13 protein-coding genes are annotated in these 13,243 nt (G+C 69.7%); 7 read left to right on the top strand and 6 right to left on the bottom strand.

Annotated elements, in window-relative coordinates; all coding sequences use genetic code 11:
* Positions 1–4 precede the first annotated feature (4 nt).
* From accB to BXA03_RS19660, 3 genes are all read right to left on the bottom strand, one after another.
* The gene (gene accB, locus BXA03_RS19670; protein WP_076510889.1) at positions 5–472 is read right to left on the bottom strand and encodes an acetyl-CoA carboxylase biotin carboxyl carrier protein; all 468 of its coding nucleotides are present in this window, start codon (positions 470–472) and stop codon (positions 5–7) included.
* A gap of 98 nt (positions 473–570) precedes the next feature.
* A complete protein-coding gene (locus BXA03_RS19665) occupies positions 571–1,119 on the bottom strand; it encodes a TlpA family protein disulfide reductase (RefSeq protein ID WP_076510888.1) in 549 nt (182 codons plus the stop codon).
* The gene (locus tag BXA03_RS19660; protein ID WP_076510887.1) at positions 1,116–1,706 is read right to left on the bottom strand and encodes a hypothetical protein; all 591 of its coding nucleotides are present in this window, start codon (positions 1,704–1,706) and stop codon (positions 1,116–1,118) included. Before BXA03_RS19660 ends, BXA03_RS19665 begins: the two co-directional genes overlap by 4 nt.
* Before the next feature lie 68 nt (positions 1,707–1,774).
* On the opposite strand from BXA03_RS19660, the gene mpl reads away from it, so the two are divergent.
* Both mpl and BXA03_RS19650 read left to right on the top strand, forming a co-directional pair.
* Complete coding sequence (gene mpl, locus BXA03_RS19655) at positions 1,775–3,250, top strand: UDP-N-acetylmuramate:L-alanyl-gamma-D-glutamyl-meso-diaminopimelate ligase (RefSeq protein WP_076510886.1); 1,476 nt, start codon at positions 1,775–1,777, stop codon at positions 3,248–3,250.
* A gap of 17 nt (positions 3,251–3,267) precedes the next feature.
* Positions 3,268–3,783 carry a cupin domain-containing protein gene (locus BXA03_RS19650; protein ID WP_076510885.1) on the top strand — a complete coding sequence of 172 codons (516 nt, stop codon included), beginning with the start codon at positions 3,268–3,270 and terminating at the stop codon, positions 3,781–3,783.
* A 1-nt stretch (position 3,784) separates the two neighbouring features.
* Here BXA03_RS19650 and BXA03_RS19645 read toward each other — a convergent pair whose 3' ends face one another.
* The 3 genes from BXA03_RS19645 to rodA all read right to left on the bottom strand — a co-directional run bounded on the left by BXA03_RS19645 (position 3,785) and on the right by rodA (position 7,934).
* Positions 3,785–4,900 (bottom strand): 3-deoxy-7-phosphoheptulonate synthase, encoded by a 1,116-nt coding sequence (locus BXA03_RS19645; RefSeq protein WP_076510884.1) that lies wholly within the window; start codon positions 4,898–4,900, stop codon positions 3,785–3,787.
* Positions 4,901–5,128: 228 nt separating this feature from the next.
* On the bottom strand, positions 5,129–6,589 hold the full coding sequence (tldD, locus tag BXA03_RS19640) for a metalloprotease TldD (protein ID WP_076510883.1): 1,461 nt from the start codon (positions 6,587–6,589) through the stop codon (positions 5,129–5,131).
* A 190-nt stretch (positions 6,590–6,779) separates the two neighbouring features.
* Positions 6,780–7,934, bottom strand: a complete 1,155-nt coding sequence (gene rodA / locus BXA03_RS19635) for a rod shape-determining protein RodA (RefSeq protein ID WP_076510882.1) — start codon at positions 7,932–7,934, stop codon at positions 6,780–6,782.
* Between the two features lie 41 nt (positions 7,935–7,975).
* Between rodA and BXA03_RS19630 the strand changes: the two genes are divergently transcribed.
* Genes BXA03_RS19630 through BXA03_RS19610 form a run of 5 tightly spaced genes read left to right on the top strand, consistent with a single transcriptional unit; the run spans position 7,976 to position 13,224 of the window.
* The gene (locus tag BXA03_RS19630; RefSeq protein ID WP_076510881.1) at positions 7,976–8,563 is read left to right on the top strand and encodes a YqiA/YcfP family alpha/beta fold hydrolase; all 588 of its coding nucleotides are present in this window, start codon (positions 7,976–7,978) and stop codon (positions 8,561–8,563) included.
* Between the two features lie 48 nt (positions 8,564–8,611).
* Positions 8,612–10,684, top strand: coding sequence for a ribonuclease catalytic domain-containing protein (locus BXA03_RS19625; RefSeq protein WP_076510880.1), 2,073 nt, complete (start codon positions 8,612–8,614; stop codon positions 10,682–10,684).
* A 20-nt stretch (positions 10,685–10,704) separates the two neighbouring features.
* Complete coding sequence (locus BXA03_RS19620; RefSeq protein ID WP_076510879.1) at positions 10,705–11,571, top strand: energy transducer TonB; 867 nt, start codon at positions 10,705–10,707, stop codon at positions 11,569–11,571.
* 40 nt (positions 11,572–11,611) lie between these two features.
* Positions 11,612–12,481 carry a shikimate dehydrogenase gene (aroE, locus tag BXA03_RS19615; RefSeq protein ID WP_076510878.1) on the top strand — a complete coding sequence of 290 codons (870 nt, stop codon included), beginning with the start codon at positions 11,612–11,614 and terminating at the stop codon, positions 12,479–12,481.
* The gene (locus tag BXA03_RS19610) at positions 12,481–13,224 is read left to right on the top strand and encodes a transglycosylase domain-containing protein (protein ID WP_076510877.1); all 744 of its coding nucleotides are present in this window, start codon (positions 12,481–12,483) and stop codon (positions 13,222–13,224) included. Before aroE ends, BXA03_RS19610 begins: the two co-directional genes overlap by 1 nt.
* Positions 13,225–13,243 lie beyond the last annotated feature (19 nt).

The following is a 13,243-nucleotide window of genomic DNA, read 5'->3' as shown; positions in this document are numbered from 1 at the left end:
CGTCTCACTCGATGATGAACAGCGGCTGGCCGTATTCGACGGCCTGGCCGTTCTCGCCGAGGATCTGCTTGACGGTGCCGGACTTGTCGGCCTCGATCTCGTTGAGGATCTTCATCGCCTCGATGATGCAGAGCGTGTCGCCTTCCTTCACCTGGGCGCCCACCTCGACGAACGCGGCAGCGCCCGGGCTGGAGGAGCGGTAGAAGGTGCCGACCATCGGCGACTTCACCACATGGCCAGACGGGACCGCTTCTGCAGGTGCAGCAGCCGAAGCTGCCGGCTGCGCAGCGGGCGCCGACGCCGTGACACCGGGTGCCGCCGCCTGGGGCATGGCGGCCTGGACATACTGAACGGGGGCGGCTTCGCCCGCCTTGACGATGCGCACCTTGCCTTCGGCTTCGGTGATCTCGAGTTCGGAAATATTGGATTCAGACACCAGGTCGATCAGTGTCTTGAGTTTGCGCAGATCCATGATTCTCCAGCGCCGGCCGCGGGGGCCGTCTATCGAACTTGCTTGAAAGTCGGCGTACGTCGGCGTTTTGACGCCATCTGCCGAGAAGGTCGCGGATTCTAGCCGTGAACCACTGCGCGCTGCCAAGCCTGCAGGTCAGCGGGCTCGACCTTGCCCATTCTACGGTCACGCACAGCGCCAGCCGAATCGAGCACCAGTGTGAAGGGCAGGCCGCCGCTGTCATTGCCCAAGGCCTTGACCAGCGACAGGGCCTGCGCGCCTGCGATGCCGATCGGGAAACCCACCGGAAGCCGCGCCAGGAACTTGTCCACCGGCTCCGCGCGATCGACGGCGATGCCGACCACCTGCCACCCGTTGGCCATGTTTTCGCGGTGGAAACGGTCGAGCAGCGGCATCTCCTCGACGCAGGGGGGACACCAGGTCGCCCAGAAATTGACCAGCGTCGGCTTGCCGCGCAACGCCGCCAGGGCCAGCTCGCCACCGCCGGGCCGCGGAAGGCGCAGCGACCACAGCGCATCCGGGACCTCCCCCGCTTCCGACGCACCGGCGTGCGGCTGTTGACGATGCCGCCACAGTGCCAGGCCCGCGCCGGCGGCCACCGCGGCGGCACCGCCATACGCGAGCCACTGCCGACGGTTGGGCGTCATTGCCCCTCCTCCACCAGGCGCCGGACCGACGCCAGATCGCCGCGGGGTGTGCGTCCCTGGCTGTCGGGCCGCAAGGCACCGCGCAGGTCGTCCAGGTCGTAGATCATCAGGTGCACCCCCACTTCGGTGCCCAGCTCGCGGCTGCGCGCATGGACGCTCAACGCCTCGACACTCTCGCCGTGGAAGCCGGTCACGGTGCGGGGCTCGTAGTCGACGCGGTGGTCGATGAGGGCGATCTCCGCCGACTTGGAGTCATCGCAGAACAACTGGATGTAGATGTCGCTCAAGCGGGTGGCGGTGCCGTGCCAGACAGAGCCCCCGAGATGCGGACGGAAGGCCGCCATGTGCTCCATCCATTCCAGTGCCAGACGTCGCAGCACTTGCAATTCAGCCGGCTGGGTGTCGGCGCAGAAGATGCGGATGTAGTCGCGCACCTCCTCCTCGACCTCGTCGTTGCCGGGCAGCGCCGTGCGCTGAGGCAGGCCGAGGTCGCGAAGGGCGCGGCGTTTGGCGGGGCCGTATTCGAGCCCCTCCTCCACAATGAGGCGGGCTGCGGCGGCGGCGATGTCGCGCTTGGCGAAGTCCATCGCCGCATTGTGCCGCCGCCTTCTTCGCACCGGGCAGACGGCCCTGCGCCGCTTCCTAGAATCCGCCGATGCATATTCACATCCTCGGCATCTGCGGCACCTTCATGGGTGGCCTGGCCGCCCTGGCCCGCGAAGCTGGCCACCGCGTCACCGGCTGCGATGCGGGCGTCTACCCGCCGATGAGCACCCAGTTGCGCGAGCTCGGCATCGAACTGATCGAAGGCTATGGCGCGGACCAGTTGGCGCTCACGCCCGACATGTTCGTGATCGGCAACGTCGTCTCCCGTACGCGGCTGGCCGATGGCCGCCCCAAATTCCCGCTGATGGAAGCGATCCTGGACGCCGGCGCGCGCTACACCAGCGGCCCGCAGTGGCTGGCCGAGCACGTGCTGCAGGGCCGTCATGTGCTGGCCGTGGCCGGCACCCACGGCAAGACCACGACCACCTCGATGCTGACCTGGGTGCTGGACCAGGCAGGCTTACAGCCGGGTTTTCTGGTGGGCGGTGTGCCGCTGGACTTCGGCGTCTCTGCGCGCCTGGGCCGCGGGACCGCCGAAGCCCTCCCGTCGACGGACGTGGAAGAAGCGGCCGTCGCTTCCGCGGCGCGGGCTGGCGGCTTGCCCCCCTTCGTCATCGAAGCCGACGAATACGACACCGCCTTCTTCGACAAGCGCAGCAAGTTCGTCCACTACCGGCCGCGCACGGCGGTGCTGAACAACCTGGAGTTCGACCACGCCGACATCTTCGACAACCTCGCGGCCATCGAGCGGCAGTTCCACCACCTGGTGCGCACCGTTCCTGCGAAGGGTCGGCTGGTGGTGCATGCCGGCGAACAGAGTCTGGAGCGGGTGCTCGCCCAGGGCTGCTGGAGCGAAGTGGCCCACTTCGGCGAAGCGCCTGAAGCACGGTGGCGCGCCCGCGGCCCGGCCCATGCCTTCGTCGTGTTGCGCGGCGACGAGGTGGTCGGCCGCATCGAGTGGGCGTTGAGCGGCCAGCACAACCAGGCCAATGCGCTGGCCGCGATGGCCGCCGCCGAGCATGTGGGCGTGGCGCCTGCAACGGCCGCCGAGGCGCTCAGCCGCTTCCGCAATGTGCGGCGCCGAATGGAATTGCGCGGCGAGGTGACCCGGCCGGGCGGCGAGCCCATCCGGGTCTATGACGACTTCGCGCACCATCCCACCGCCATCCAGACCACGCTGCACGGCCTGCGCAAGCGGCTGGACGCCGAGGGCCGCGAAGGCGAGCGCATCCTCGCGATCTTCGAGCCGCGCAGCAACACCATGAAGCTCGGCACCATGGCCGCCCAGTTGCCGGACAGCCTGCGCGATGCCGCCCTCGCCTTCTGCCACACGGCCGGGCTGGACTGGGACGTGGCCGGCGCACTCGCGCCGATGGGCGAACGCGCCGCCTGCTTCGGCGACGTCGACAGCCTGATCAATGCCGTGATCGCTGCCGCGCGCCCCGGCGACCATCTGGTGTGCATGAGCAATGGGGGTTTCGGCGGCATCCATGGCAAGTTGATCGCCGCGTTGCAGGTTGCCTGAACGCCGGAGAACCCACCATGGCCCAAGCCTCCTCGCGCGCCCGGCAGCTGATCGAAACGCTGCAGCTGCAGCCCCATCCCGAGGGCGGCTGGTACCGGGAGGTGTTCCGCGCACCGACCCCGGTGCAGCCTGCCGACCGCCGGGGACCGCGGGCGGCACTGACCAGCATCTATTTCCTGCTGGAGGCCGGCCAGCATTCGCGCTGGCACCAGGTGCTCTCGGACGAGCTCTGGGTCCATCTGGAAGGCGTGCCGCTCACCCTGTGGACCGCCGACGCCGCCTTCCGCACGGCGCCGGCCCATGTGCGCCTGGCCCCGGTGGACGTCCACGGCGGCCGCCCCCAGCACGTGGTGCCCGCCGGCCAGTGGCAGGCGGCGCAGCCGGTGGCTACGCACAGCGCCGGCGACTACACCCTGGCCGCCTGCGCCGTCGCGCCGGGCTTCGACTTCGCCGACTTCACGCTGATGGACGCCCAGGGCGAGGTGGCCGCCGCCGTGCGGCACCACTGGCCCGCACTGGCGTCTTTCATCTGATTCAGCCGCGCCGTTTCTTGACGGCCTGCGACAGCACATCCAGCAGGCCGCGCGAATCGTCCCATCCCAGGCAGGCGTCGGTGATGCTCTTGCCGTATTCCAGCGCCGACGGCACATCCTTGCCGGGCGAGAACTTCTGAGCGCCGGCCTGGATGTGGCTCTCCACCATCACGCCGAACACCTTGCGGCTGCCGCCCGCGATCTGGTCGGCGATGTCGCGCGCCACGTCGAGCTGCTTCTGGTGCTGCTTGCTGCTGTTGGCATGGCTGCAGTCCACCATCAGCGTGGGCGGGAGGCCGGCGGCCTCCAGGTCGCGGCAGGCGGTCTCGACGCTGGCGGCGTCGTAGTTGGGCGCCTTGCCGCCACGCAGGATCACGTGGCAGTCCTTGTTGCCATTGGTCTGCACGATGGCCACCTGGCCATTCTTGTGCACCGACAGGAAGTGGTGGCCGCGCGCCGCCGCCTGAATGGCGTCGGTGGCGATGCGGATGTTGCCGTCGGTACCGTTCTTGAAGCCGATGGGCGCCGACAGGCCCGAGGCCAACTCGCGGTGCACCTGGCTCTCGGTGGTGCGCGCGCCGATGGCGCCCCAGGCGATCAGGTCGCCGATGTACTGGGGCGAGATCACGTCCAGGAACTCGCTGCCCGCCGGCAGGCCCAGGCGGTTGATGTCGATGAGCAGCTGGCGCGCCATGCGCAGGCCCTCGTCGATGCGGTAGCTCTCGTCCAGGTACGGGTCGTTGATCAGGCCCTTCCAGCCGACGGTGGTGCGCGGCTTCTCGAAGTACACGCGCATCACGATCTCCAGCGAGTCGGCGTACTTTTCGCGCTCGGCCTTCAGGCGGCGGGCGTAGTCCAGGGCCGCAGCCGGGTCATGGATGGAACACGGCCCCATCACCACCAGCAGCCGGTCGTCCTGACCGGCCATGATGTTGTGGATGTTGCGGCGGGTGTCGGTGATCAGCTTTTCCACCGCGGTGCCGTGGATGGGGAAGAAGCGGATGAGGTGTTCCGGAGGGGGCAGCACGTTGATGTCCTTGATGCGTTCGTCGTCGGTCTGGCTGGTTTTCTCGACGGGCGCATACCAGGGATTGGCGGTGGCGTTGCTGCTGTTCATGGGAGCGATCCTTCTTGTGGGTTGATGTGTGACGGAAAACGGGGGACGAAAAAAAACCGCCGGGCTTTTGGCACCGGCGGTTTTTGAGGGTTGGGTTGTTGCGTTTACGCGCGCGCCTCTCGTCCGCCGGAGTCCGGGAACCAAAAGTAGGCAAAGTAATAAGCGCGTTGAGCGAACATGGAGCGCGACTCTAGCACGTGAAAAAGGCTTGCCAAGCTGTATTTATGTTCAGGCCGTGCCGCCGACGGTGAGGCGGTCGATGCGCAGCGTGGGCTGGCCCACGCCCACGGGCACGCTCTGACCTTCCTTGCCGCAGGTACCCACGCCGGTGTCCAACTTCATGTCGTTGCCGATCATGCTCACGCGCGTCAGCGCGTCCGGACCATTGCCGACGATGGTGGCGCCCTTCACGGGGTAGAGCAGCTTGCCCTTCTCGACCCACCAGGCCTCGCTGGCCGAGAACACGAACTTGCCGCTGGTGATGTCGACCTGGCCCCCGCCGAAGTTGGTGGCGTACAGGCCCTTGTCGATGCTGGCGACGATCTCGTCCGGATGGCGGTCGCCGCCCAGCATGTAGGTGTTGGTCATGCGCGGCATGGGCAGGTGCGCGTAGCTTTCGCGCCGGCCGTTGCCGGTAGGCGCCACGCCCATCAGGCGGGCGTTGAGCGAATCCTGGATGTAGCCCTTGAGGATGCCGTCCTCGATCAGCACGTTGCGCTGGCTGGGATTGCCCTCGTCGTCCACGTTGAGCGAGCCGCGGCGGTCGGCGATGGTGCCGTCGTCCAGCACCGTCACGCCCTTGGCCGCCACGCGCTGGCCGATGCGGCCACTGAAGGCGCTGGAGCCCTTGCGATTGAAGTCGCCTTCCAGGCCATGGCCCACGGCCTCGTGCAGCAGGATGCCGGGCCAGCCAGGGCCGAGCACCACGACCATCTCCCCGGCGGGGGCCGGGCGCGATTCGAGGTTGGTCAGGGCCGAGTTGACGGCATGGTCGACGTATTCCGCGATCTGCTCGTCGCCGAAGTAGGCCAGGCCGAAGCGGCCACCGCCGCCGCCGGAGCCGGTCTCGCGGCGGCCGTTGTGCTCCGCGATGACTGTGACCGACAGCCGGACCAGCGGCCGCACATCGGCAGCCAGCGTGCCATCGGCGCGGGCCACCAGCACCACGTCGTACTCGCTCGCCAGACCGGCCATGACCTGCGCGATGCGCGGGTCGCGGCTGCGGGCCAGCTTCTCGACTTTTTCGAGCAGCGCCACTTTGGCGGTGCTGTCGAGCGTGGCGATGGGGTCGATGCCGCCGTAGAGCTGGCGGCTGGGCGCCACCTTGCGCGCGGGCGCCTTGACCCGGCCCGACTTGCCGGCCGTGGCGATGGCGCGCACGGTACGAGCCGCGTCGAGCAGCGAGGCCTCGGAGATGTCGTCGGAATAGGCGAAGGCGGTCTTTTCGCCGCTGACCGCACGCACGCCCACGCCCTGGTCGATGGAGAAGCTGCCCGTCTTGACGATGCCTTCCTCCAGGCTCCAGCCTTCGGCGCGGGTGTACTGGAAGTACAGGTCCGCGTCGTCCACCCTGTGCGCGCGGATCTCGGCCAGCGCCTTCGTCAGGTGCGTCTCGTCGAGCCCGAAGGGCGTGAGCAAAAGCTGCTGCGCCGTGGCCAGGCGCTCGAGGGTGGGTTCGCGGGAGATCATCGGCAGATTATTGCTCGCGCCTCCGGGCGCTGCCCCCGTCCTCGCGGATCGGCAGGCCGGGCATCAGGGGCAATGCCGACGCAGTGCGCGCGGCCGCCATCGACGGGCGGCGGCGGGGCGAAGCGGGTCCGGGCGCGTCAACGCTGCAGGCGCTCTCCGGAGACGACAGCGCTGCGCGACCGCGGGGTGATCAGGTCTGCATCAGGCGCCGCGAGCGCGCGATCGACATCAGGATGCCCAGCCCCAGCCCCAGCGTGACCATGGCCGTGCCGCCATAGCTGACGAAGGGCAGCGGCACGCCCACCACCGGCAGGATGCCGCTGACCATGCCCATGTTCACGAAGGCATAGGTGAAGAAGATCATCGTGACGGCGCCTGCCAACAAGCGCGAGAACAGGGTGGGCGCCGACGAGGCGATGGCCAGGCCGCGGAAGATCAGGAAGGTGAAGCCGCAGATCAGGAACAGGTTGCCGGCCAGGCCGAATTCCTCGGAATAGGCCGCGAAGATGAAGTCGGTGGTGCGCTCGGGGATGAATTCCAGGTGCGTCTGCGTTCCCTGCATGAAGCCCTTGCCGCCCAGCCCGCCGGAGCCGATGGCGATCATGCCCTGGATGATGTGGAAGCCCTTGCCCAGCGGGTCCCGGAAGGGATCGAGCAGCGTGCACACCCGCTGGCGCTGGTACTCGTGCAGGACGCGCCAGTCGACGCCGTCGGCGCATAGCTGCGGCTCATACCAGACGATCAGCGTCACCGCGATGGCGATGATGATCACCGGCGGCACGATCAGCTTCCAGGGCAATCCGGCGAAGAAGATCACCGACAGGCCGGCGGCCAGCACCAGCAGCGAGGTGCCCAGGTCGGGCTGCTTCATGATCAGCCCGACCGGCACCGCGAGCAGCACGAAGGAGACGACGAAATCCAGCGGCCGCAGTTGCCCCTCGCGCCGCTGGAACCACCAGGCCAGCATCATGGGCATGGCGATCTTCAGGATCTCGCTGGGCTGGATCACGAGGCCTACATTGAGCCAGCGCGTGGCGCCCTTCTTGGTGACGCCGAACAGCGCCACTGCCACGAGGAGCGTGACGCCGAACACATACAGGGGCACCGCAAGACTCATCAGCCGCTGCGGCGGCACCTGGGCCACCACGAACATGATGCCTGCCGCCAGCAGCATGTTGCGCCCATGGTCCGAGAAGCGGGTGCCGCTGTCGTAGCCCGACGAATACATGGCCACCATGCCGGTGGAGGCCAGCACCAGCAACGCCAGCACCAGCAGGATGTCGAAGCCCTGGAACACGGGCGCGATGCGGCGCAGGAGCGAGGGGCGCTGGAAGACGGCGGACATGAGGCGCGCGATTATCCGCGTCGACCGCTACAGTGCGGCGAATGCCCACCACCCACCTGCTCTACCTGCATGGCTTTCGCTCATCGCCGCAATCGGCCAAGGCCCGGGCGATGGCGGCGCGGATGGCGGCGGGCCATCCGGGCGTGCATTGGTGGTGCCCGCAGTTGCCGCCTTCGCCACGCGCCGCGGCGGAACTGATCGCGCAGGGCACGGCGGACTGGCCCGCCGAGCGCATGGCGGTGGTCGGCTCGTCGCTCGGGGGCTTTTATGCGACCTGGCTGGCGTCGCGCACCGGCTGCCGCGCGGTGCTGGTCAACCCGGCCGTGGATCCCGCGCGCGATCTCGCGAAGTACATCGGCGAGCAGACCGCCTGGCACGACCCCGAAGCGCACTTCTTCTTCCGCCCCGAGTACATCGACGAGCTGCGCGCCCTGCAGACCGGCGCGCTGCCGGACCCGCAACGCCTGATGGCCGTCATCGCCAAGGGCGACGAGGTGCTCGACTGGCGCGAGATGACGGCCCGCTACCCCGGCAGCCTGCTGCGCGTGGTCGAAGGTGGCGACCATGCGCTGTCCGATTTCGAGACGGCGCACCTGGAGGCCGTGATCGCCTTCCTGCAGCCGGCCTGAGCCCCCTGCGTGCCCGGCGCGCTGCAGAGCGCGTGTGACAATCGCCGGATGTTTGTGTTGTTCGAAGAAGCCGGCAAGTACCTCGGCGGCCGCGTGCTGTCCGAGGCCGAAGCATCGGCGCAGGTGGAGCTGGAAAGCGGCAAGCGCGTCAAGGTCAAGGGCGCGAACATCGTGCTGCGTTTCGACAAGCCGGCGCCCGCTGAGCTGATCGCCGAGGCGCGCGCGCTGGCCGCGACGATGGACCTGGACCTGGCCTGGGAATTCGCGTCCGACGAGGAATTCGGCTTCGCCGAACTCGCGGCCGACTATTTCAGCGACAAGCCCACGCTGGCGCAGCAGGCCGCCGCCCTCTTCGCGTTGTTCGAGGCGCCGCACTACTTCCGCCGCAGCGGCAAGGGGCGTTTCCGCAAGGCCCCGGCCGAGATCGTGCAGCAGGCCCTGGCCGCCATCGAAAAGAAGAAGGCCGTCCAGGCACAGATCACCGAATGGGCCGGCGAGCTGGTGGCCGGCCGCTGCCCGGCGCCGATCCGCGAGCAGCTCTACCGCATCCTCTTCAAGCCCGACAAGAACGCACCCGAATACAAGGCCGTGGTCGAGGCCGCCCGCACCGCGCAGCGCCCGCCGCTGGAGCTGCTGACCACAGCCGGCGCCATCGACTCGTCCTATCAGTTCCACTGGAAGCGCTTCCTCTTCGAGAACTTCCCCAAGGGCACGGGCTTCCCGGCCTCGCTCACCGCGCCCGCGGTGGCCGACGACCTGCCGCTGGCCGAGGGCGTCGAGGCCTTCTCCATCGACGACTCGCAGACCACCGAGATCGACGATGCGCTGTCCGTGCAGGGCCTGGGCAGCGGCACCGTGACCGTGGGCGTGCACATCGCCGCGCCCGGCCTGGCGCTCGCGCCCGGCGACGCGCTGGACCAGGTGGCGCGCACGCGCATGTCCACCGTCTACATGCCGGGCCACAAGATCACCATGCTGCCCGACGCGGTGGTGCAGACCTACACCCTGCTCGAAGGCGCGCCGCGCCCGGCGGTGTCGCTCTATGCCCGCTTCGACGAGGCCACGCTGGCGCTGCAGGGCATCGAGACGAAGATCGAGCGCGTGCCGGTGGTCGCCAACCTGCGCCACGACCAGCTAGACGCCGTGATCGACGAGGCCTGGCTGGAGGCGCCCGCCGCCACCGGCGGCCCCGACGAGGCGCAGCGCCTGCATGCGCCGCTGGCCTTCCTGTTCCGCCTGGCCAAGGCCCTGAAGGCGCAGCGCGAAGTCGTGCGCGGCAAGCCCGAGAGCTTCAACCGCCCCGACTACAACTTCCGCCTCGTCGGCCATGAGGACCGGCCCGAGCCCGACGGCAGCGAGACCGTGCAGATCACGACCCGCCGCCGCGGCGCGCCGCTGGACCTGATCGTCTCCGAGGCCATGATCCTGGCCAACAGCAGCTGGGGTGGCTGGCTCGGCGAACTGGGCGTGCCCGCGCTCTACCGCAGCCAGGCCAGCCTCGCGCCCGGCATCAAGGTGCGCATGGGCACCAAGGCCCTGCCGCACGCCGGCCTGGGCGTGAAGAGCTATGCCTGGAGCACCTCGCCGCTGCGCCGCTACACCGACCTGGTCAACCAGTGGCAGATCATCGCGGCCGCGCGCCACGGCAAGACCGCGGCGCTGGCTGCGCCCTTCAAGCCCAAGGATGCGGGCCTGTTCTCCATCCTCTCCGGCTTCGACGCGGCCTACACCACCTACAACGCCTACCAGTCCGGCATGGAGCGCTTCTGGACGCTCAAGTACCTGCAGCAGCACGGCATCCGCGAGCTGGAGGCCACGCTGGTGCGCGACGCCGGCGGCGGCGAGGCGCTGGCCCGCGCCGACACGCTGCCGCTGGTGCTGCCGGTGATCGGTGCCCAGGGCCTGCCGCGCGGCGCCCGTGTGCGGCTGCGCCTGGGTGACATCGACGAAATCGCGCTGGCCGTCAACGGCAGCGTCATCGAGCGCCTGGACGCCGAGGCAGCGCCCACGGCCGACGATGCCGAGGCCGACGAGGAAGAAGCCGCCACCGGCGCCCTGACCATCGCCGTCGACGTGAACGACGCCGAACCCGAGGCCGCCGCGCCCACGCCCGCGGCCTGATCCTGCTGCGCCCTTTCGCCATGCGCCTGGCCGACCTGACTCCGCTGCAGATGGCACTGGGTGTGTCGCTGCTGGTGCATGCAGCGGTGCTGGGCGTGCGCTTCGCCGATCCGGCGGCCTTCGACCGCGTACTGCAGGAGTCGCCGCTGGAGATCATCCTCGTCAACGCCCGCAGCCCCCAGACCGACCTGCCGGCCAAGCCCTCGGCCCTCGCCCAGGCCACGCTGGCCGGCGGCGGCCACCTCGAGCGCGGCCGCGCCACCAGCCCGCTGCCGCCCTCGGCCTTCAGCGCCGTCGGCGATTCGGACCAGGATGCGCAGCGCCGCATCGACGCACTGCAGGAGCAGCAGCAGATGCTGCTGGCCCGCGTGCGCAAGCAGCTGGCCGCCCTGCCTGCGCCCGATCCCACCCGCGTCGGCCAGACGGCCGACAGCACCGCGCAGGAGGAGCGCCGGCGCCAGTTGCTGGACCTGCTCGCCGAGATCGAGCGCCGCGTCAACGAAGAGAACGCCCGCCCCAAGCGCCGCTACATCAGCCCCTCCACGCGCGAGGTGGCCTACGCCGGCTACGTGGACGCCCTGCGCCGGCGCATCGAGGCGCGCGGCACGCAGAACTTTCCCGAGGCGCGCGGCCAGAAGCTCTACGGCCAGCTCACGCTGCTGATCACCGTCAACCACGACGGCCGCCTGCTGGCGACCGAGCTGGTGGAAAGCTCCGGCAATGCCGACCTGGACCGCCGCGCCCAGGCCATCGTGCGCAGCCTGGGCAACTTCGGTCCCTTCACCGACGCCATGCGCCGCCAGGCCGACCAGATCGTGCTGCCCTCGCGCTTCCGCTTCACCCGTGACGAGACGCTGGAGACCCAGGTGTCCGCCACGCCGCAGTGAGCCACCACCCCGCTTCTTTCTTCGACCGCATCAGAAACCCATGGACCGCTACTGCGTGATGGGCAACCCGGTGGCGCACAGCCGCTCGCCGTGGATCCACGCCCGCTTCGCCCAACTCACCGGCCAGACGCTGGACTATGGACGCCGCGAAGTGGCGCCCGGCGCCTTTGCGCAATCCGTCGCCGACTTCCGCCGAGAGGCCCAGGAGGCGGGTCACCGGGCTGGTGGCTGCAATGTCACGGTGCCCTGCAAGTTCGACGCCGCCACCCTGGCGGGCGACCGCCTGAGCGACCGCGCGCGCCTGGCCGGCGCGGTCAACACGCTGCGCTTCGATGCCGACGGCGGCGTCTTCGGCGACAACACCGACGGCGCTGGTCTCGTGACGGACATCCAGGTCCATGCCGGCCGCAGCCTTGCCGGGGCGCGCGTGCTGCTGATCGGTGCCGGCGGCGCGGCGGCAGGCGTGCTGGGGCCGCTGCTCGATGCCCGGCCGGCGCGCCTCGTGCTGGCCAACCGCACCCTGCCCAAGGCCGAGGTGCTGGTCACCCAGCACAACGCCGTGGCGGCACGCGCCGGCTGCGCCTTGCAGGCCTGCAGCCTCGACGTGCTGGGTGACGGTGAGCGCTTCGACATCGTCGTCAACGGCACCGCCGCCAGCCTGGCCGGCGCCGGCGTGCCCGTGCCAGCCCGCGTGCTCGCCGAAGGCGCGCTGGCGCTGGACATGATGTACGGCCCGGCCGCCGCGGGCTTCCTGGCCTGGGCGCGCGCGCATGGGGCGGTGGGGCGTGACGGCCTGGGCATGCTGGTCGGCCAGGCGGCCGAGTCCTTCGCCCTGTGGCGTGGGGTGCGGCCCGACGCCGCGCCGGTGCTGGCCGAGCTGCGCGCCCTCGTCGACGCCGGCACCGCATGATGCGTGCGTTCGCACGCTGGCTGGTCTGCCTGCTGTTGGCGGGCATGGCGCTGCAGCTGTTCTTCCTGCTGCGCATCGCGCTCATGCTCGTGCTCGATCCGCAGTCCACCAGCTTCCAGCGCTCGGAGATGTGGCGCCTCGCGCGGCAGGACGGGCCGCGCGCGCAATGGAGCCAGAGCTGGGTGCCCTACGAACGCATTGCCGATCCGCTCAAGCGCGCCGTCATCGCCAGCGAGGATGCGGCCTTCACCGAGCATGGCGGTGTGGAATGGGAAGCCATCGAACGTGCCCGGCAACGCAACGCCCGTGCCGAGGAACTGGCCGCGCGCCGGGCCGCGCGCGCCACGGCGCAGGGCCGGCCCAGCCGCCCGCCGCAGCTGCGCGGTGGCTCCACCATCAGCCAGCAGCTGGCCAAGAACCTGCTGCTCTCGGGCGAGCGCACGCTGCTGCGCAAGGGCCAGGAGCTGGTGCTGACGCAACTGCTGGAGCTCTTTCTGGGCAAGCGCCGCATCCTCGAGATTTACCTCAACAGCGTGGAATGGGGCGAGGGCGTCTTCGGTGCCGAGGCCGCGGCGCGCCACTACTTCGGCAAGGGCGCCGACCGCCTGACGGCCAGCGAGGCCGCGCGGCTGGCCGTCATGCTGCCCAGCCCCAAGTTCTACGAGAAGCGGCCCTATTCGCCCTACCTCAACGGCCGGGCCGCCACCATCGTCGCGCGCATGGGCGCGGTCGAGCTGCCCTGACCCCCGCCCGTATCATCGA

The sequence above is a fragment of the Pseudacidovorax sp. RU35E genome (assembly GCF_900156165.1).
In the GTDB taxonomy this organism is placed as follows: Bacteria; Pseudomonadota; Gammaproteobacteria; order Burkholderiales; family Burkholderiaceae_C; genus Xenophilus.
This window is presented reverse-complemented; position numbering and strand designations above follow the sequence as displayed.

Coding starts and splice junctions, on each gene's coding strand:
- accB (WP_076510889.1), bottom strand. CDS start 472: ATGGATCTGCGCAAACTCAAGACACTGATCGACCTGGTGTCTGAATCC.
- BXA03_RS19665 (WP_076510888.1), bottom strand. CDS start 1,119: ATGACGCCCAACCGTCGGCAGTGGCTCGCGTATGGCGGTGCCGCCGCG.
- BXA03_RS19660 (WP_076510887.1), bottom strand. CDS start 1,706: ATGGACTTCGCCAAGCGCGACATCGCCGCCGCCGCAGCCCGCCTCATT.
- mpl (WP_076510886.1), top strand. CDS start 1,775: ATGCATATTCACATCCTCGGCATCTGCGGCACCTTCATGGGTGGCCTG.
- BXA03_RS19650 (WP_076510885.1), top strand. CDS start 3,268: ATGGCCCAAGCCTCCTCGCGCGCCCGGCAGCTGATCGAAACGCTGCAG.
- BXA03_RS19645 (WP_076510884.1), bottom strand. CDS start 4,900: ATGAACAGCAGCAACGCCACCGCCAATCCCTGGTATGCGCCCGTCGAG.
- tldD (WP_076510883.1), bottom strand. CDS start 6,589: ATGATCTCCCGCGAACCCACCCTCGAGCGCCTGGCCACGGCGCAGCAG.
- rodA (WP_076510882.1), bottom strand. CDS start 7,934: ATGTCCGCCGTCTTCCAGCGCCCCTCGCTCCTGCGCCGCATCGCGCCC.
- BXA03_RS19630 (WP_076510881.1), top strand. CDS start 7,976: ATGCCCACCACCCACCTGCTCTACCTGCATGGCTTTCGCTCATCGCCG.
- BXA03_RS19625 (WP_076510880.1), top strand. CDS start 8,612: ATGTTTGTGTTGTTCGAAGAAGCCGGCAAGTACCTCGGCGGCCGCGTG.
- BXA03_RS19620 (WP_076510879.1), top strand. CDS start 10,705: ATGCGCCTGGCCGACCTGACTCCGCTGCAGATGGCACTGGGTGTGTCG.
- aroE (WP_076510878.1), top strand. CDS start 11,612: ATGGACCGCTACTGCGTGATGGGCAACCCGGTGGCGCACAGCCGCTCG.
- BXA03_RS19610 (WP_076510877.1), top strand. CDS start 12,481: ATGCGTGCGTTCGCACGCTGGCTGGTCTGCCTGCTGTTGGCGGGCATG.